This is a genomic window from Mixta gaviniae (assembly GCF_002953195.1).
In the GTDB taxonomy this organism is placed as follows: Bacteria; Pseudomonadota; Gammaproteobacteria; order Enterobacterales; family Enterobacteriaceae; genus Mixta; species Mixta gaviniae.
Window position 1 is genome coordinate 1,021,933 of sequence record NZ_CP026377.1, and the last position, 19,035, is coordinate 1,040,967.

Below are 19,035 nucleotides of genomic sequence, written 5' to 3' on the forward strand. Positions count from 1 at the left end.
GCCCGCTGCATGACAGATGATTTGAAGGGCGCCGGACGGCGCCCTTTTTGTTGCGAGGATCAGAGGCGTGAGAAGCTGCGACGCGCGGCGTCAACGGTGCGCTGAATGTCTGCTGCGCTGTGCGCCAGTGACATAAAGCCCGCTTCAAACGCCGACGGCGCCAGATAGACGCCTTCTTCCAGCATCAGATGGAAGAAGCGCTTAAAGCGCTCAGTATCGCAGCGCGTTACATCGTCATAGCAGGTCACGTCGGCGGCATCGGTAAAGAACAGGCCGAACATGCCGCCAACGTGGTTCACCACCAGCGGAATATTTTCCGCCTGCGCCGCTTCGCGCAGCCCCTGCGCCAGCTGCGTGGTTAACCCGTTCAGGGTGGCATGCGTGCCGGGCTGAGCGATCTCGGTCAGGCAGGCGTAGCCCGCGGCCATGGCGATCGGGTTGCCGGAGAGAGTGCCCGCCTGATAAACCGGGCCGGTCGGCGCCAGCGCTTCCATTACGTCGCGGCGTCCGCCGAAGGCGCCCACCGGCATGCCGCCGCCGATGATTTTACCGAGGCAGGTAAGATCCGGCGTCACGCCGTAGTACGCCTGCGCGCCGCCCAGCGCCACGCGGAAGCCGGTCATCACTTCATCAATGATCAGCAGCGCGCCGAACTCATCACACAGCGCGCGCAGGCCCGGCAGGAAATCGGGCTGCGGTGGAATGCAGTTCATATTGCCCGCCACCGGCTCGACGATAATGCAGGCGATCTCGTGCGGATACTGCTCAAAAGCGGCGCGGACTGAATCGAGATCGTTATAGGTGCAGGTAAGGGTATGTTTGGCGAAGTCCGCCGGCACGCCCGGCGAGTTCGGCTGGCCGAGGGTCAGCGCGCCGGATCCCGCTTTAACCAGCAGACAGTCGGCGTGGCCGTGATAACAGCCTTCGAACTTCACGATCTTGTCGCGCTGGGTGAAGCCACGCGCCAGGCGAATGGCGCTCATGGTCGCTTCGGTGCCGGAGTTCACCATGCGCACCATCTCCATTGACGGCACCAGCTCGCACACCAGCTCCGCCATTTTCACTTCCATTTCGGTCGGCGCGCCGAAGCTCAGGCCGCGTTCCGCCGCTTCGATCACCGCATTGCGGATCGCCGGATGGTTGTGGCCCAGCACCATCGGTCCCCAGGAACCGACGTAGTCGATATAGGCTTTGCCGTCAGCATCGTACAGCCAGGCGCCGTCGGCGCGCTCAATAAACAAGGGGACGCCGCCGACGCCGGTAAAGGCGCGCACCGGCGAGTTAACGCCGCCGGGAATGGAACGCTGCGCCTGGTGATACAGGTTTTCGGACTTACTCATGAATCGGCTCCTGAATGAGAAAAACCCGTCTATTCTACGGGAACTGATACGCGCGTTGAAAGGCGCACGCTAAGATTGTTGTTCATGACGGCAGTTTTTGCCCAGGCGCGCGGCGCGGCGTATCATACCGGCCTTCATTCACTTTCCGATGCGAGCGTAATGAACGAAACCCCAACTTCCACCGAGCAGCTGCATGTGGTTCCTCTGCGGCGTACCGATTTTCTGCGCCTGCTGCTGCGCCGTGATAAAACCCCGGTCGCCATTTTAATTGTCGCCGGCATTGTCGGCACCCTGGCGGGCCTGGTGGGCGTCGCCTTTGAAAAAGCGGTGAATGCGGTACAGGCCTGGCGGCTGAGCGTGGTGGCCACTACCGGCGATCATCTGTGGCTGGCCTTTCCGCTGGCCTTTATATTGTCCGCCGCGCTGGCGGCCTTCGGCTACTGGCTGGTGCGCCGCTTTGCGCCGGAAGCGGGCGGCTCCGGCATTCCGGAAATTGAAGGCGCGCTGGAGGAGTTGCGGCCGGTGCGCTGGTGGCGCGTCCTGCCGGTGAAATTTTTCGGCGGCATGGGCACGCTGGGCGCGGGAATGGTATTGGGCAGGGAAGGGCCGACTGTGCAGCTGGGCGGCAACGTTGGACGCATGGTGCTGGATCTGTTCCGCATGCGCAGCGCCGAGGCGCGCCACTCGCTACTGGCGACCGGCGCCGCCGCCGGGCTTTCGGCCGCCTTCAACGCGCCGCTGGCGGGCATCCTGTTTATTATTGAAGAGATGCGCCTGCAGTTTCGCTATAGCCTGATTTCGATTAAGGCGGTGTTTATCGGCGTGATCATGTCGAGCATCGTTTTTCGCTATTTCAATGGCGAACAGGCGGTGATCGCCGTCGGCAGGCTCTCCAGCGCGCCGATCAATACGCTGTGGCTCTATCTGGTGTTGGGGATGCTGTTCGGCATCGTCGGCGTACTGTTTAATGCGCTGATTTTTCGCACGCAGGATCTTTTCCAGCGGCTGCATGGCGGCGTGATGAAAAAGGCGCTGGCGATCGGCGCGCTGTTGGGTGGAGTGTGCGGCATCCTTGCAGTGATCGAGCCGGAGGCGGCCGGCGGCGGCTTTAGCCTGATCCCCATCGCGGCGGCGGGGCACTATAGCGTGGGGATGCTGTTGTTTATCTTTATCGCGCGGGTGATCACCACGCTGCTCTGCTTCGGCTCCGGCGCGCCGGGTGGCATTTTCGCGCCGATGCTGGCGCTCGGCACGCTGCTCGGCACCGCCTTCGGCATGGCGTGCGCTACGCTGCTGCCGGCGCTGACGCTCGATCCTGGCACCTTCGCCATCGCCGGAATGGGGGCGCTGTTCGCCGCCTCGGTGCGCGCGCCGCTGACCGGCATCGTGCTGGTGCTGGAGATGACCGATAATTATCAGCTGATTCTGCCGATGATCATTACCTGTCTCGGCGCCACGCTGGTAGCGCAGTTTCTCGGCGGCAAGCCGCTTTACTCCTCACTGCTGGCGCGCACGCTGGCGAAACAGCAGGCGCAGCAGGAAGCGGAAAAGGCACAGAGTGCGAGGGCCAATGCTTGATTGCTGTACCAGGCTATTAGATAATATTGACAAGCACGGCCATTTCTGGCCTGACAGGTTGCGACCTGATTAACTGCGGAGCGTTTCAATGAGTGATGAAGTAGCAGCACTGCCGCTGCAGTTTACCGATGCGGCAGCCAGCAAGGTTAAAACCCTGATCGCCGACGAAGAGAATCCCGATCTGAAACTGCGCGTCTATATCACCGGCGGCGGCTGCAGCGGTTTCCAGTACGGCTTCACCTTCGACGATAAGATCAACGACGGCGATATGACCATTGAGAAATCCGGCGTATCGCTGGTGGTCGATCCGATGAGCCTGCAGTATTTGGTGGGCGGTTCGGTGGATTATACCGAGGGTCTGGAAGGTTCTCGTTTTATCGTAACCAACCCCAATGCGAAAACCACCTGCGGCTGCGGTTCGTCGTTCAGCATCTGATAAGAAAATGGGCTTTACCTGTTGGGTAAAGCCCATCTGTTTTTTGCCGCCGTTACCATTCTACGGTAATCAGGCGCGTCTCCTGTTTGATCTTCGCCTCCTTTTCCAGCGTGCTTAATGTGACTTTCGGTTGAGCGGCAGGCTGCTGCCCGCAGCGTATTGTCGGCTGGCCGCGCACGGTCGCGTGCTGGCCATCTACCTGGCACTGTGTATAAATCGTCAGCCTGACGTCTATGCTGCCGGAGAGGGTCGCCGCGCAGGCGCCGCCCGTTGCTAATAGCCCGCAGGCAAAAAGCAGAGCTTTCATGGTGGTTTCCCGGTGTAAAAGCGCTTAGCACGCCTGAAGCCGGCGGCGATTATTATTTTGCCGCTCGGTAATATTGCTATCGGTAAAAAGGGAGAAATCTTTAGTTAGCTGGCGTCGTTTGCAGCGTCTGACAGAGCTTTTCCGCCGCCAGAATGCTGCGCGGGCCAGAGCGGCTTAGCCAGTCTTCCGGCAGGGCGATCACCCGGGCGGCAAGCTGCGGCTGCCAGAAGCGGGCGGTGCGGGCGGCAGCGTCGCGATCGCCGGGCACGATGATCAGATCGGGATGGCGCGTCAGCACCTGCTCACGGCTTACCTGCGGCCAGGGCACGGCGCTATCGGCGAAGATGTTTTCGCCGCCGCACAGCGCGACCAGCTGGTTTTGCAGCGTATTGCGCGCGGCAGTAAACAGCGGCTGCTGGCCAAACTGGAGAAAGACGCGCTGACGCGGCAGGCCGGCATAACGCTGGCGCAGCGCCGTGAAGCGCGCCGCCAGCCGATCGGCGGCGGCCTGCGCCTGCTGCGGCTGCGGGCTCCATGGGGCGAGCTGACGCAATGCGTCGGGAATGTCATCAATGGTCGCAGGATCAAGCCACATCACCCGCACGCCCAGCGCGCGTAGCTGATCAATCTGGCGTTGCGGCGTGCCGCCGCGCCAGGCCAGCACCAGATCCGGCTTTAGCGCCAGAATGCGCTCCAGCTTGACGCCCTGCCAGTTGGCCACCTGCTCAAGCTGTTTCGCCTGCGGCGGATAATCGGACCAGGCGCTGACTGCCACCGGCGTAATGCCGGCGGCAAAGGCGAGTTCGGTAAGGTGCGGCGCCAGGGTGATGACGCGCGGCGCGGCGGCAACAACGGCCGCGAACAGCCAGAGCGCCAGCAGCGCCAGCAGCCGTTTAGCCACGCGCCAGCTCGCCCAGCAGCGTCTCCACCAGCAGGGAGGACTGCTTCGCCGCCACGCTGAGGAACTCTTCGAAGCTCAGGTGTGATTCCTGATCCGCCACGTCGGAAATGGCACGGATCACCACGAACGGCGTGGCGAACTGATGACATACGTGGCCGATAGCCGTCGCTTCCATCTCTACTGCAATCGCCTGCGGGAAGGTGGCGCGAATGCGCGCCAGCGGCTCTGCGCCGTTGATAAAGGCATCGCCGCTCACTACCAGGCCGCGCACCGCATGCAGGTTCAGCTGCGCGATGCAGTTTTCCGCCGCGGCGATAAGCCTGGCGTCGGCCGGAAAAGCGGCCGGACAGCCCGCCATCTGGCCCGGCTCGTAGCCGAACGCGGTGACGTCGGCGTCGTGATAGCGCACTTCGTCCGACACCACGATATCGCCAACCTTCAGCGAAGAGGCGAGGCCGCCCGCCGATCCGGTATTGATCACCACGTCCGGACGGCAGCGCTCCAGCAGCAGCGCGGTACCCATCGCTGCGGAAACTTTGCCGATGCCCGATTTCAACAGCGCGACCTCGACGCCGTTCAGGGTGCCGGTATAAATATCGCAGCCGGCGATGGAAAGAGTTTCACGGTTTTCGATTTTATCGCGCAGCAGGGTAACTTCCTGCTCCATCGCGCCAATAATGCCTGCTTTCATAGAGTTGCTCGCCTGTAATTAAGGTGGAATTCAGCGTTTGAAGTGTTGCATAGTCTACCACATGCCCGCGGGGAGATGTTTTCATGCAGAAACAAGGGGAATCGATGGAGAAGATTAATTTCCGGCAGCGCATCAGCTTTCAACGCCCGTGGAACAGCCGGGAAGCGCCGCAGGGCGAGTACGCGATTACGCGCCATTTTGAAAGCGATCGCGGACGCATTATCAATTCCGCCGCCATTCGCCGGCTGCAGCAGAAGACGCAGGTGTTTCCGCTGGAGCGCAACGCCGCGGTACGCTCGCGCCTGACCCATTCGCTGGAGGTACAGCAGACCGGCCGCTATATCGCCAAAGAGATCCTCGAAACGCTGAAAACGCGCGGCGGGCTGGAGCAGTATGGCCTGCAGGAGCTGGCGGGCGCCTTTGAAAGCCTGGTCGAGATGGCCTGCCTGCTGCATGACGTCGGCAATCCGCCGTTCGGCCACTTCGGCGAGGCGGCCATCAATGACTGGTTTGACGCCAACCTGCCGGCGGAGCTGGTGGATCCGCTGATCGCCGGCGTCGAAGGGGAGGAGCAGCGCGACGCCTTTAGCCAGCTGAATGCGATGATCCGCCAGGATCTCTGCCATTTCGAGGGCAATGCGCAGGCGATCCGCCTGGTGCATACGCTGCTGCAGCTGAACCTGACCTACAGCCAGGTCGCCTGCATCCTGAAATATACCGCGCCCGCCTGGTGGCAGGGCGAGAAGCCTGCGCAGTTCACTACCCTGATGAAAAAGCCGGGTTTTTATCTCTCCGAACGCCACTATATCGCCGAGCTGCGCGCTGCTACTCAACTGCAAGAGCATCACCGCTTTCCGCTCACCTGGATTATGGAGGCGGCGGACGATATCTCCTACTGTATCGCCGACCTCGACGATGCCGTTGAGAAGGCGATTTTTAACGTCGATACGCTTTATGGCTATCTGGAAAAACAGTGGGGGCCGGTGCGTCCCGGCGACGCCTTCAGCCGCACCATCGGCTACGCCTGGCGGGAGGCCAACGGCAAAAAGATACGCGGCCGCAGCGACCAGTTTTTTATGTCGCTGCGCGTCAGCGTGCAGAATGTGCTGGTCAGCCATGCGGTTAACCGCTTTGTAAATAATCTCGAGGCAATATTTAACGGCGACTTCAATCATGCGCTGCTGGAGGATGAGGGCGAAGAGGGGCGTCTGCTGGCCTTATTTAAAACCGTCGCCCGCCGCCACGTATTTAATCACTCGGAAGTTGAGCAGCTGGAATTACAGGGCTATCGTGTGATAAAAGGTTTGCTGGATATTTATCAGCCGCTGTTAGCGCTTAATTACGAAGCTTTCACCACGCTGATGACGGACGATTTCCTCGCCGGACATCCTATTGAAACCCGACTGTTTCATAAGCTCTCCGGCAAGCACCGGCGCGCCTACCAGCAGCATATGCGTACGGTTAAGATTGAACATAAATATCAACGGCTGTTGTGGGAGCGTTATTACCGCGCGCGTCTGATTCAGGATTATATTAGTGGAATGACCGACCTGTACGCCTGGGATGAATACCGGCGCTTAATGGCGGTTGAATAGTGAAGTAATAAAAGGAGTTTTGTAAAGATGCAGAATATTTTTTTACTTTTGCCAAAAAGTTACTGATGAACTTTGCGGTAAAAGATTAATCTCATCAACACCACCCTTGCGATGGTTAGCTTCATTGATCCGATACGAGTAACAGACGAATGAAAAAAACAACTCTTGTATTAAGCGCGCTGGCGTTGAGCCTGGGCATGGCGATGAGCCCGGCGTATGTGATGGCGGCTGAAACCGCCTCCTCTTCCACTCAGCAATTACCCAGCCTGGCGCCGATGCTGGAAAAAGTGATGCCCTCCGTAGTGAGCATCAATGTCGAAGGCAGTACCAGCGTTCGCACGCCGCGCCTGCCGCCGCAGTTCCAACAGTTCTTTGGCGATAACTCGCCGTTCTGTCAGGATGGCTCGCCGTTCCAGAACTCGCCGATGTGTCAGGGCGCAGCGCCGGGCGGCAACGCCGCGCCGCAGCAAAAATTCCGCGCGCTGGGATCCGGCGTGGTGATCAATGCTGAGAAAGGCTATGTGGTGACCAATAACCATGTGGTTGATAACGCGACGAAGATCCAGGTGCAGCTCAGCGACGGACGCCGTTATGACGCGAAAGTGATCGGCAAAGATCCGCGCTCCGATATCGCGCTGGTGCAGCTGCAAGATTTTAAAAACCTCACCGCCATTAAAATCGCCGACTCCGACAGCCTGCGCGTCGGCGACTACACCGTGGCGATCGGCAACCCTTACGGCCTCGGCGAAACCGTGACCTCCGGCATTGTCTCCGCACTGGGCCGCAGCGGCCTGAACGTGGAAAACTATGAGAACTTCATTCAGACCGACGCCGCCATTAACCGTGGCAACTCCGGTGGCGCGCTGGTGAACCTGAACGGCGAGCTGATCGGCATCAATACCGCGATCCTCGCGCCGGATGGCGGCAATATCGGCATCGGTTTCGCCATTCCCAGCAATATGGTGAAAAATCTTACCGCGCAGATGGTGGAGTTCGGCCAGGTGAAACGCGGCGAGCTGGGCATTATGGGGACCGAGCTGAACTCCGAACTGGCGAAAGCGATGAAGGTCGATGCGCAGCGCGGCGCCTTTGTCAGCCAGGTGCTGCCGAAATCGTCCGCCGCGAAGGCGGGTATCAAGGCCGGCGACGTAGTGGTTTCCCTGAACAAGAAACAAATTTCCAGCTTTGCCGCTCTGCGCGCCGAAGTCGGCTCGCTGCCGGTGGGCACTAAGCTGGAGCTGGGCCTGCTGCGCGACGGCAAACCGATGACAGTGACGGTGGAGCTGCAGCAAAGCTCGCAGGATAAAGTGGATTCCGCCACCATCTATACCGGTATTGAAGGCGCAGACCTGAGCAACGCGGTAGTCAACGGCCAGAAAGGGGTACGCGTTGACAGCGTTAAGCCGAACAGTGCCGCTGCGCGTATCGGCCTGAAAAAAGATGATCTGATCCTGGGCGTAAACCAGCAGGCGGTCACTAACCTCGGTGAACTGCGCAAGGTACTGGATACCAAGCCCTCCGTGCTGGCGCTGAATATCAAACGTGGCGACAGCAGCATTTACCTGCTGATGCAGTAACGCGTCCGCGGCCGTCTGGTCGCGCGAACGCCATACCACAGCCCTACGGCCCGGCGGCCTGCTCGCCGGGCCGTTTTTTATGTGCCCGCTTTTCTTTATCGCTTTGTGATATCTGCCGCAAATCTATCAGCCGAAGCGGGGCTTTGTGCAAATGCACAATGCTTCACCGCAGCGGCCGACGTATGCTGTTTCTCCCCTGTTATGGCTGGAGCTAATGATGGCTAACTATCACCTGGACGCCCGTCTGGCCCAGGATATCGTGGCGCGCACCATGAAGATTATCGACAGCAACGTCAACGTGATGGACGCGCGCGGCCGCATTATCGGCAGTGGCGATCGGGAGCGTATCGGCGAACTGCATGAAGGGGCGCTGCTGGCACTGTCGCAGGCGCGCGTCGTGGATATTGATGAAGCCGTAGCGCGTCATCTGCACGGCGTACGGCCGGGCATCAATCTGCCGCTGCGCATCGCCGGCGAGATTGTCGGGGTGATCGGGTTGACCGGCGATCCGGTTTCGCTGCGCCAGTATGGCGAGCTGGTCTGCATGACGGCGGAGATGATGCTGGAACAGGGGCGGTTGCTGCATATGCTGGCGCAGGATAGCCGCCTGCGCGAAGAGCTGGTACTGAATCTGATCCGCAGCGAGACGCTTTCGCCGGCGCTGATGGAGTGGGCGCAGCGGCTGGGGATCGATATCAATCAGCCGCGCGTAGTGGCGGTAGTGGAAGTGGACAGCGGCCAGCTGGGCGTCGACAGCGCGATGGCGGAGCTGCAGCAGTTGCAAACGCTGTTGACCACGCCGGAGCGCGATAACCTGATCGCCATTGTGTCGCTGACCGAGATGGTGGTGCTGAAACCGGCGCTGAATGCCCACGGCCGCTACGATCGGGATGATCACCGGCGCCGCGTTGAGCAGCTGCTGGCACGCATGAAAGAGAGCGGCCATCTGCGCATCCGCATCGCGCTGGGCAACTACTTCACCGGCGCGGGCAGCATTGCCCGCTCTTACCGCACGGCGCGCACCACCATGGCGGTGGGCAAGCAGCGTATGCCCGATCAGCGCAGCTATTTTTATCAGGATTTGGTGCTGCCGGTGCTGCTCGACAGCCTGCGCGGCGGCTGGCAGGCCAACGAACTGTCGCGCCCGCTGCTGAAGCTTAAAACGATGGATAACAATGGTCTGCTGCGCCGTACGCTTATCGCCTGGTTCAGCCATAACGTGCAGCCGTCGGCCACGGCGCGGGCGCTGTTTATTCATCGCAATACGCTGGAGTACCGGCTAAACCGGATTTCTGAACTGACGGGGCTGAATCTGAACCAGTTTGACGACCGGTTGCTGCTTTACGTAGCGCTGCAGCTGGATGATCAGCCCTGAGAAGGGGAACGCCGCGCGCGGCGCGGCGCCATTTCCGTTAGCGGCTGTTGCGGGTTAGCTTATCCAGATCGGATTCAATTTCCGCGATCTTGTTGGAGACCACGCTCTCCAGATGACGCAGGTCGTCGAGAATTTTGCGCTTCAGATCGATCTCCACCTGATCGCGCTGGCAGATTTGATCCAGCTCGTCGATCACGTAGCGCAGGTTAGGGCTGATCTCCTGGACTTCCTTATAGCCCTGGCCGAGGCCGTCGGCGACCACGGTTTTACGCTGGCGCGGATATTTAAACTTCACGCTTTTGGCAAAGAACTCGCCTTTATCTTTACGGAAGTAAATTTTCAGAATGTCATTATTGGCTTCCTGACGCAGACTGTAGCGATCGATATCTTCCGGATTAGAAATGCCCAGGCTTTTTAAATTGTCATACATAACAAAGCTTCCTGTGAACGTGAAATTGGGGCGTCGCAACGGTTCCATTACACTTTACGTTGGCCATGAAGACCGCACGGGCTTCCTGCCTGCGCAGGAAAAAGCACCAGTGATCACTGTAGACTTAAACCACAACTTTCGGGACATCGCGGCGCAGAAATGACTGAGCTGAATTATCGCCTGCGTAAAAAATAAACGCACCTTTAATTTGTTGCGGACGTGAGGGATAAAAGAAAAAACGCAGCGGAAAGGCCGGGACGGGTGCAAAGCGCCGGCACAAGCGCAAAACGCAAAGCGCAGAGGCAAGCAGGCACACGAAGGCGGGCCGACAACACGAAGGCGGGCAGATAACACGAAGGCGGGCCGACAACACGAAGGCAAGCCGATAACACGAAGGTGAGCAGACAACACGGCGCGCGCAAAACGCTGGAGCAGGCTGATAGCGTGAGGGCAGGGCGGGCAGGCTAACCGGGAAGATGCAGAGCAGCAAAGCAGGGACAGGCCCGCCACAGCGGGCGGGGCGCAGGATCAGTTGTTACTCATCAATGGTGCGCAGTAGCTCGTTGATGCCAACTTTACCGCGCGTCTTCGCATCGACTTTCTTCACGATCACGGCGCAGTAGAGGCTGTATGCGCCATCTTTCGACGGCAGGTTGCCGGAAACCACCACGGAGCCGGCAGGCACGCGGCCATAATGAATTTCGCCGGTTTCCCGATCGTAAATTTTGGTGCTTTGACCGATATAAACGCCCATGGAGATCACTGAACCCTCTTCGACGATCACGCCTTCCACGATTTCAGAACGCGCGCCGATAAAGCAGTTATCTTCGATGATGGTCGGGTTCGCCTGCAGCGGCTCCAGTACGCCGCCGATGCCCACGCCGCCGGAGAGATGCACATTTTTGCCGATCTGCGCGCAGGAACCTACGGTTGCCCAGGTATCCACCATAGAGCCTTCATCGACAAAGGCGCCGATGTTGACATAGGAAGGCATTAATACGGTGTTGCGGGCGATATGGGCGCCCTGACGCACGGCGGCCGGCGGCACCACACGGAAGCCCTCTTTCTTGAAGCGCGCTTCGTCATAGTCGGCGAATTTCATCGGTACCTTGTCGTAGAAACGGCTTTCGGCCCCGTCAATTACCTGATTGTCATTGATGCGGAAAGAGAGCAGCACCGCCTTTTTCAGCCACTGGTGGGTCACCCATTCGCTATCGATCTTCTCAGCGACGCGCAGCGCGCCGCTGTCGAGCAGGGCGATGACCTGGTTCACCGCGTCGCGCGTTTCCGCATCGACGTTGGCGGGCGTGATGTCTGCGCGTGACTCGAACGCGCGCTCAATAACACTCTGTAACTGTTGCATTTGCATTTTCATCCTGGTTATTGCATTCACCGTTGGGCAAGGACGCAGATCCCCGCTGCTGGCCCGATAGTCTGGTGAACGACGGTATTAAAAAATCGGGGTCACACTTTATCGTTTGGATTAAGGGCCGCTGTCAACCGTTGTTGCAGCTTATGGCGTAAATTGGCGCTCAGCGCCCGACGCTCGTCGTCGGCGAGAATAAACAGATCCTCTACCCGCTCGCCGATGGTGCTGATGCGTGCGCCGTGCAGCGAGATGCCTAAATCGGCAAACACCTCGCCAACCTGCGCCAGCAGGCCGGGACGATCGAGCGCCACCAGCTCCAGCCAGGTGCGTCGATCGTTGAACGAACGCAGAAAACGCACCTCGGTATCGACGTTAAAATGCTTCAGCTTTGCCGACTGGCGGCGGGTGCGCGGCGGCGTCCAGCTGGTCTGCGCGATCGCCTGCTCCAGCGCCTGGGTGATCATCTGATGACGATCGGGGGCCAGCGGGCTGCCGTCCGGCTCCAGCACGATAAAGGTATCCATCGCCATGCCGTCGCGGCTGGTAAAGATTTGCGCGTCATGTACGCTGAGGTTACGGCGATCCAGCTCGCCCGCCACCGCGGCGAACAGATAGGGACGGTCGGGACTCCAGATAAAGATCTCCGTGCCGCCGCGCGTCGCCTGCGGGCTGACCAGCACCAGCGGCTGGCGCAGATCGTGGTTCATCAGATGGCGCGCGTGCCAGGCCAGCTGATTCGGCGTATGGCGCAGGAAGTAGTCGGCGCGGCAGCGGCTCCAGATTTGATGCAGCGTCTCTTCATTAATGTTGTCCATACGCAGCAGCGCCAGCGCCTGCAGGCGATGATGGCGTACGCGTTCGCGCAGGTCAGGCGAGTTTTCCATGCCGCGCCGCAGCTGCTTCTCGGTGGCGAAAAACAGCTCGCGCAACAGGCTCTGCTTCCAGCTGTTCCACAGCGTTTCGTTGGTGGCGCAAATGTCCGCGACGGTCAGGCAGACCAGATAGCGCAGGCGGTTTTCATTTTGCATCACTTCGGCGAACTGCTGGATTACCGCCGGGTCCTGAATGTCGCGGCGCTGAGCGGTGACCGACATCAGCAGGTGATAGCGCACCAGCCAGGCGACCAGCTGCGCCTCGCGCGAATTTAAGCCGTGCAGCTCGGCGAACGCCAGCACATCCTGCGCGCCGAGAACCGAGTGGTCGCCGTTGCGGCCCTTGGCGATATCGTGGAACAGCGCCGCGATAAGCAGCAACTCCGGCTGCGGCAGGCGCGGCCACAGTTCAACGCACAGTGGATGGCGCGAGCGGGTCGACTCGCTGGCGAAGCTTTCCAGCTTCTGCAGCACGCGCACGGTATGCTCATCCACGGTGTAGGCGTGGAACAGATCGAACTGCATCTGGCCGACGATTTTGCTCCACTGCGGCAGGTAGGCCGACAGTACGCTGTGACGGTGCATCGGCACCAGCGCACGGCTTACCGCGCCGGGATGGCGCAGGATGGAGAGAAAATAGCGCCGCGCCTCCGGCAGGTAGCAAAGCGACTGCTGCAGGTTACGGCGCGCGTGGCGCAGCTGGCGCAGCGTCGAAGAGTAGATGCCTTTGATATTTTCGTTGCGCACCATCACCCAGAACATACGCATGATCGCTTCCGGCTGACGGATAAACAGCGCATCATCGCGCAGATCGATCAGCGTGCCACGCAGCTGAAAATCTTCATCGATCGGCACCGGCTTATCGGTGGCCTCCAGCGCCAGAATGGCGTCGTCAAATAGCTGAAGCAGCATCTGGTTCAGTTCGCCGATGCGCCGCGTGACGCGGAAAAAATCCTTCATCATGCGCTCTACCGGCTCGTTACCGTCGCCCTGGTAGTTCAGGCGTTGGGCAACAGTCAGCTGGCGATCGAAGAGTAAACGGTTGTCGTAGCGGGGCAGGGTAAGGTGCAGAGCGAAGCGGATGCGCCACAAAAACGCCTGACATTCATTCAGCTCGTTGCGCTCCGCCTCAGTGAGAAAGCCGAAGCCGACCATCTCATCCAGCGAGGTGGCGCCGAAGTGCCGCCGCGCGACCCACAGCAGCGTATGGATATCGCGCAGGCCGCCGGGGCTGCTTTTGATATCCGGCTCCAGGTTGTAGCTGGTGCCGTGATAGCGTTTATGACGCTCCTGCTGCTCGGCGATTTTCGCCGCGTAAAAGCGGGCGGAGGGCCAGAAGCCGTCGCTGAAGATATGCTTTTGCAGCTCCAGAAACAGCGCCACGTCGCCGATCAGCATACGTGATTCGATCAGGTTGGTGGCGACGGTGAGATCGGCAAGCCCTTCCAGCAGGCACTCCTCCAGCGTGCGCACGCTGTGGCCGACCTCCAGCTTCAGATCCCAGAGCAGCGTCAGCAGTTCGCTGGTGCGCGCCGCGGCGGCTTCTTCCAGCGGCGCACGGCTCAGTATCAGCACGTCAACGTCGGAAAGCGGGTGCAGTTCGCCACGGCCGTAGCCGCCCACGGCGACCAGTGCGATCTCCGCTACCTCTTCAAAGCCGTAAAAGCGCCACAGGCGACGCAGCAGGCGATCAATAAACAGCGTGCGGGCGTCGATCAGCGTTTCTACCGCTTCGCCGGCGTCGAAGGCGGCGGCGAGACGCAGCTGGAAACTATCGAGCCGCTGTTTGAGCTGCTCGCGCGTAAGCTGCGCATCGTCCCACTCCGACGGCGAATCCGTCAGGCCACTATGTACTTCGTCGGTTACGCCATTGCTCATGGAAAGATTGCTCCGCTTTCGCCATAAAAAAAGCCGGCGGGCAGCCGGCTTTCGCAAATCGCATTCAGACAGGCGCGCTACGCCCTCAGGCTTCGTTGACCAGCACTGCCGGAATGGTGTCGTCTTTACGCAGGGTAAGAATTTCACAGCCGTTATCCGTCACCACAATAGTGTGTTCATACTGCGCGGACAAGCTGCGATCTTTGGTTTTTACCGTCCAGCCATCTTTCATGCTACGGATGCGGTAGTCGCCGGCGTTAACCATCGGCTCAACGGTGAAGGTCATACCCGGCTGCAGCACCACGCCGCCGTCATCTGCGTCGTAATGCAGCACCTGCGGCTCTTCATGGAAGCCTTTGCCGATGCCGTGGCCGCAATATTCGCGCACCACGGAGAAATCCTGCGCTTCGACATATTTCTGGATCTCGCGGCCCAGGGCGCGCAGGCGGATGCCCGGCTTCACCATGCGCAGCGCCAGATAGAGGCTCTCCTGCGTGACGCGGCAGAGGCGCTCGCCCAGGATGGTCGGTTTGCCGACGATAAACATTTTAGAGGTATCGCCGTGATACTCATCTTTAATCACCGTCACGTCGATATTGACGATGTCGCCCTCTTTCAGCAGTTTGTCATCGCTGGGAATGCCGTGGCACACCACATCGTTCACGGAAATGCAGACCGATTTCGGGAAGCCGTGATAGCCGAGGCTGGCGGAGACCGCCTGCTGCGTGTTGACGATGTAGTCGTTGCAAATGCGATCGAGTTCGCCGGTGGAAACGCCCGGTTTCACATGCGATTCGATCATCTCCAGCACCTCGGCGGCAAGACGGCCCGCGACGCGCATTTTTTCGATTTCTTCTGGGGTTTTAATTGAAATTGCCATTAATTTTATCCGCAGTTGTCGTCATTTTCGACAATAATAGAGCAAGTGGAGCCATGTTAGCAGGTCAGCCTGCGCGCTGCCACTGACCGTTAATCTGCCGCTGGCGGCGTTCGCTGCCGGCACGACGAACGGGCGGGGCGATCGGCGCGCGCAGCCGACAGGGGCGAACAAATATTGGCGTCAAATCACGCTTTATGATATAAAGCGCGCCGACGATTCCAAGTAAGGCGAAAGCTCTGCTGGAAACGCATAAATCTCATTATGTGTAAACAACACACACATATCGGCACATGCGCCGGGGTGCCTTTCGGGGTCGGTTGCATGGGATATGTGGAGGCCCAACCCCAACTCATTACAGAGGTAATCATGGCAACTGTTTCCATGCGCGACATGCTCAAGGCTGGTGTTCACTTCGGTCACCAGACCCGTTACTGGAACCCGAAAATGAAGCCGTTCATCTTCGGTGCGCGTAACAAAGTTCACATCATCAACCTTGAGAAAACCGTACCGATGTTCAACGACGCTCTGGCGGAACTGAACAAGATCGCTTCCCGTAAAGGTAAGATTCTGTTCGTCGGTACCAAGCGCGCTGCCAGCGAGTCCATCAAAGAGGCTGCACTGAGCTGCGACCAGTTCTTCGTAAACCACCGCTGGCTGGGTGGTATGCTGACTAACTGGAAAACCGTTCGTCAGTCCATCAAACGTCTGAAAGATCTGGAAACTCAGTCTCAGGACGGTACGTTCGACAAACTGACCAAAAAAGAAGCGCTGATGCGCGCTCGTGAACTGGCCAAGCTGGAAAACAGCCTGGGCGGTATCAAAGACATGGGCGGTCTGCCGGACGCACTGTTTGTTATCGATGCCGATCACGAACACATCGCAATCAAAGAAGCAAACAACCTGGGTATCCCGGTATTTGCTATCGTTGATACCAACTCTGATCCGGATGGCGTTGATTTCGTTATCCCGGGTAACGACGATGCGATCCGTGCTGTTAGCCTGTACCTGACCGCTGTAGCGACAACCGTTCGCGAAGGCCGCTCTCAGGATCTGGCTGAGCAGGCAGAAGAAGCTTCTTTAGAGAACGCTTAATAAGGTTTGCTCTGCTACAGAGCCCTTATCATTCAGATATGATCTGTAAGGGGCCGCTTAAGGCCCCTTTATTTTTTTCACCGCCGCCCGGTCTGGCTGCGTCAGATCGGGCGGCGAAGCACTCCTGCGAACAGGGGCTGTTGGCCCGCAGCAAATAAGCGGGCAGGCAGGCTGGTCGCCCTGGCAACGCCGTGGCGGCCGTTCCCGCGCGAGCGGGAAGACACCGCAGGCAACAGACAACTGAGGAAGAGAGAATGGCTGATATTACCGCTGCTCTGGTAAAAGAACTGCGCGAGCGTACTGGCGCGGGCATGATGGAATGTAAAAAAGCGCTGGTTGAAGCGAATGGCGACATCGAGCTGGCGATTGACAACATGCGTAAGTCTGGTCAGGCGAAAGCGGCGAAGAAATCTGGCCGCGTTGCTGCTGAAGGCGTGATCCTGACTGAAGTTTCCGGCAATGTTGGCGTGATCGTTGAGCTGAACTGCGAAACCGACTTCGTTGCTAAAGATGCCGGCTTCCTGGCTTTCGGTAAAGAAGTTATCGCCGCCGCGACCGCTGAGCGCATCACTGATATCGACGCGCTGAAAGCGAAGTTCGAAGATCAGCGCACCGCGCTGGTAGCGAAAATCGGTGAAAACATCAACATCCGTCGCGTTGCTATCCTGGAAGGCGACGTTGTAGGTTCTTACCTGCACGGCGCGCGTATCGGCGTTCTGGTTTCTGCCACCGGCGCTGACGAAGAGCTGGTTAAGCACATCGCCATGCACGTTGCAGCCAGCAAGCCGGAATACGTGAAGCCGGAAGACGTACCGGCTGACGTGGTTGCTCGCGAGCATCAGATCCAGCTGGACATCGCCATGCAGTCTGGCAAGCCGCGCGAAATCGCAGAAAAAATGGTTCAGGGCCGCATGAACAAGTTCACCGGCGAAGTTTCCCTGACCGGTCAGCACTTCGTGATGGATCCGAGCAAAACCGTTGGTCAGCTGCTGAAAGAGAAAGGCGCCGACGTTATCAACTTCATCCGCTTCGAAGTGGGTGAGGGCATTGAGAAAGTCGAAAGCGACTTCGCAGCAGAAGTTGCTGCTATGTCCAAGCAGTCTTAATGGTCCCGAAAGAACCGCCAACCGGCGGTTCTTTTTTGTCTGAGTTCGTCAGCATTTTTCAGTCTCATCCCAATAGCTTTCCTCACCGACTAAGCGGATGATAGATCGGATTTAACTCCCTATTTTCATGATAGCTTCCAGGAAAAAACGACCATGGCTACCAATGCAAAACCTGTTTATCAACGTATCCTGCTAAAACTGAGCGGCGAAGCGCTGCAGGGCGCCGAAGGTTTCGGCATCGACGCGAGCGTACTCGACCGTATGGCTCAGGAAATTAAAGAGCTGGTGGAGCTGGGTATTCAGGTGGGCGTCGTGATTGGTGGAGGCAACCTGTTCCGCGGCGCCGGTCTGGCGCAGGCGGGCATGAATCGCGTAGTAGGCGACCACATGGGCATGCTGGCGACCGTGATGAACGGCCTGGCGATGCGTGATGCGCTGCACCGCGCCTATGTGAACGCGCGCCTGATGTCGGCAATCCCGCTGAATGGCGTGTGCGATAACTACAGCTGGGCGGAAGCCATCAGCCTGCTGCGCAACAATCGCGTGGTGATCTTTTCCGCCGGCACCGGCAACCCGTTCTTTACGACCGACTCCGCCGCCTGCCTGCGCGGTATTGAAATCGAAGCCGACGTGGTGCTGAAAGCCACTAAAGTCGACGGCGTCTATTCCGCCGATCCGGTTAAAAGCCCGGACGCGACCCTGTATGATCAGCTCTCCTATCAGGAAGTGCTGGAACGTGAGCTGAAAGTGATGGATCTGGCCGCCTTTACTCTGGCGCGCGACCATCAGCTGCCGATTCGCGTGTTCAATATGAACAAGCCGGGCGCGCTGCGTCGTGTGGTAATGGGTGAAAAAGAAGGCACCCTGATTACGCATTAATATCCGTCACGGCGTAAAATAGGGTATATTCTGTCTGCGCGGCGTTTAGCGCGTCGCGCACCGTTCAGGATTACCGACGAATTTTACCGTTTCCTGACACGTCGCCGTGGCAGGTCACACAGAATCCAAGGGTTACAACGTGATTAACGACATCAAAAAAGATGCCGATACGCGCATGGAAAAATGCGTTGAGGCGTTCAAAAATAACATCGGCAAAGTACGCACTGGCCGCGCATCACCAGCGCTTCTCGACGGTATCGTAGTAGAATATTACGGTACGCCGACACCGCTGCGCCAGCTGGCCAACGTTACCGTCGAAGACTCACGCACGCTGAAGATCAACGTGTTTGACCGCTCTCTGGGTCCGGCTGTTGAGAAAGCGATCATGGCGTCCGATCTCGGTCTGAATCCGAGTTCTGCCGGCACCGACATCCGCGTGCCGCTGCCGCCGCTGACCGAAGAGCGTCGTAAAGATCTGATCAAGGTTGTGCGCGGCGAAGCTGAGCAGGGCCGCGTATCCGTGCGCAACGTCCGTCGCGATGCTAACGATAAAGCGAAAGCGCTGCTGAAAGACAAAGCGATCGGCGAAGATGAAGAACGCCGCGCGCAGGATGAAATCCAGAAAATGACCGACGTGTACATCAAGAAAATTGATGCTGCGCTGGCTGAAAAAGAAACGGAGCTGATGGACTTCTGATCCCATCGCGCTTCTGTGAAACGCCGTCCACA

The 19,035-nt window shown here is 58.9% G+C and carries 17 protein-coding genes; 9 read left to right on the forward strand and 8 right to left on the reverse strand.

Annotated features, from left to right (window positions below):
* Window positions 1–59: 59 nt before the first annotated feature.
* Window positions 60–1,340: a glutamate-1-semialdehyde 2,1-aminomutase gene (gene hemL / locus C2E15_RS04675; protein WP_104956338.1), complete on the reverse strand. Its 1,281-nt coding sequence runs from the start codon at window positions 1,338–1,340 to the stop codon at window positions 60–62.
* Between the two features lie 159 nt (window positions 1,341–1,499).
* On the opposite strand from hemL, the gene clcA reads away from it, so the two are divergent.
* The gene (gene clcA, locus C2E15_RS04680) at window positions 1,500–2,918 is read left to right on the forward strand and encodes a H(+)/Cl(-) exchange transporter ClcA (protein WP_104959082.1); all 1,419 of its coding nucleotides are present in this window, start codon (window positions 1,500–1,502) and stop codon (window positions 2,916–2,918) included.
* An 88-nt stretch (window positions 2,919–3,006) separates the two neighbouring features.
* On the forward strand, window positions 3,007–3,354 hold the full coding sequence (erpA, locus tag C2E15_RS04685; protein ID WP_104956339.1) for an iron-sulfur cluster insertion protein ErpA: 348 nt from the start codon (window positions 3,007–3,009) through the stop codon (window positions 3,352–3,354).
* 52 nt (window positions 3,355–3,406) lie between these two features.
* Here the strand turns inward: erpA and C2E15_RS04690 are convergent, their stop codons facing one another.
* From C2E15_RS04690 to mtnN, 3 genes are all read right to left on the reverse strand, one after another.
* The gene (locus C2E15_RS04690) at window positions 3,407–3,661 is read right to left on the reverse strand and encodes a hypothetical protein (protein WP_104956340.1); all 255 of its coding nucleotides are present in this window, start codon (window positions 3,659–3,661) and stop codon (window positions 3,407–3,409) included.
* A gap of 100 nt (window positions 3,662–3,761) precedes the next feature.
* Window positions 3,762–4,562, reverse strand: coding sequence for a vitamin B12 ABC transporter substrate-binding protein BtuF (btuF, locus tag C2E15_RS04695; protein ID WP_104956341.1), 801 nt, complete (start codon window positions 4,560–4,562; stop codon window positions 3,762–3,764).
* Window positions 4,555–5,253 carry a 5'-methylthioadenosine/S-adenosylhomocysteine nucleosidase gene (gene mtnN, locus C2E15_RS04700; RefSeq protein WP_104956342.1) on the reverse strand — a complete coding sequence of 233 codons (699 nt, stop codon included), beginning with the start codon at window positions 5,251–5,253 and terminating at the stop codon, window positions 4,555–4,557. Before mtnN ends, btuF begins: the two co-directional genes overlap by 8 nt.
* A gap of 104 nt (window positions 5,254–5,357) precedes the next feature.
* Here mtnN and dgt point away from each other — a divergent pair, with 104 nt between their 5' ends.
* From dgt to C2E15_RS04715, 3 genes are all read left to right on the forward strand, one after another.
* Window positions 5,358–6,848: a dGTPase gene (dgt, locus tag C2E15_RS04705; RefSeq protein ID WP_104956343.1), complete on the forward strand. Its 1,491-nt coding sequence runs from the start codon at window positions 5,358–5,360 to the stop codon at window positions 6,846–6,848.
* A gap of 149 nt (window positions 6,849–6,997) precedes the next feature.
* Window positions 6,998–8,425 carry a serine endoprotease DegP gene (gene degP / locus C2E15_RS04710; RefSeq protein WP_104956344.1) on the forward strand — a complete coding sequence of 476 codons (1,428 nt, stop codon included), beginning with the start codon at window positions 6,998–7,000 and terminating at the stop codon, window positions 8,423–8,425.
* 217 nt (window positions 8,426–8,642) lie between these two features.
* A complete protein-coding gene (locus C2E15_RS04715; RefSeq protein ID WP_104956345.1) occupies window positions 8,643–9,800 on the forward strand; it encodes a CdaR family transcriptional regulator in 1,158 nt (385 codons plus the stop codon).
* A 37-nt stretch (window positions 9,801–9,837) separates the two neighbouring features.
* Here C2E15_RS04715 and C2E15_RS04720 read toward each other — a convergent pair whose 3' ends face one another.
* The 4 genes from C2E15_RS04720 to map form a co-directional block, all read right to left on the reverse strand.
* The gene (locus C2E15_RS04720) at window positions 9,838–10,230 is read right to left on the reverse strand and encodes a DUF3461 family protein (protein WP_038628074.1); all 393 of its coding nucleotides are present in this window, start codon (window positions 10,228–10,230) and stop codon (window positions 9,838–9,840) included.
* Window positions 10,231–10,765: 535 nt separating this feature from the next.
* A complete protein-coding gene (gene dapD, locus C2E15_RS04725; protein WP_104959083.1) occupies window positions 10,766–11,593 on the reverse strand; it encodes a 2,3,4,5-tetrahydropyridine-2,6-dicarboxylate N-succinyltransferase in 828 nt (275 codons plus the stop codon).
* Window positions 11,594–11,694: 101 nt separating this feature from the next.
* Window positions 11,695–14,349 carry a bifunctional uridylyltransferase/uridylyl-removing protein GlnD gene (glnD, locus tag C2E15_RS04730; RefSeq protein ID WP_104956346.1) on the reverse strand — a complete coding sequence of 885 codons (2,655 nt, stop codon included), beginning with the start codon at window positions 14,347–14,349 and terminating at the stop codon, window positions 11,695–11,697.
* Between the two features lie 85 nt (window positions 14,350–14,434).
* Window positions 14,435–15,229, reverse strand: a complete 795-nt coding sequence (gene map / locus C2E15_RS04735) for a type I methionyl aminopeptidase (RefSeq protein WP_104956347.1) — start codon at window positions 15,227–15,229, stop codon at window positions 14,435–14,437.
* Window positions 15,230–15,595: 366 nt separating this feature from the next.
* Here map and rpsB point away from each other — a divergent pair, with 366 nt between their 5' ends.
* The 4 genes from rpsB to frr all read left to right on the forward strand — a co-directional run bounded on the left by rpsB (window position 15,596) and on the right by frr (window position 19,003).
* Window positions 15,596–16,321 carry a 30S ribosomal protein S2 gene (rpsB, locus tag C2E15_RS04740; RefSeq protein ID WP_104956348.1) on the forward strand — a complete coding sequence of 242 codons (726 nt, stop codon included), beginning with the start codon at window positions 15,596–15,598 and terminating at the stop codon, window positions 16,319–16,321.
* A 254-nt stretch (window positions 16,322–16,575) separates the two neighbouring features.
* Window positions 16,576–17,427, forward strand: a complete 852-nt coding sequence (tsf, locus tag C2E15_RS04745; RefSeq protein ID WP_104956349.1) for a translation elongation factor Ts — start codon at window positions 16,576–16,578, stop codon at window positions 17,425–17,427.
* Between the two features lie 153 nt (window positions 17,428–17,580).
* On the forward strand, window positions 17,581–18,306 hold the full coding sequence (pyrH, locus tag C2E15_RS04750) for a UMP kinase (protein WP_104956350.1): 726 nt from the start codon (window positions 17,581–17,583) through the stop codon (window positions 18,304–18,306).
* A 139-nt stretch (window positions 18,307–18,445) separates the two neighbouring features.
* Window positions 18,446–19,003 (forward strand): ribosome recycling factor, encoded by a 558-nt coding sequence (gene frr, locus C2E15_RS04755; protein ID WP_104956351.1) that lies wholly within the window; start codon window positions 18,446–18,448, stop codon window positions 19,001–19,003.
* The last annotated feature ends 32 nt before the right edge of the window (window positions 19,004–19,035 follow it).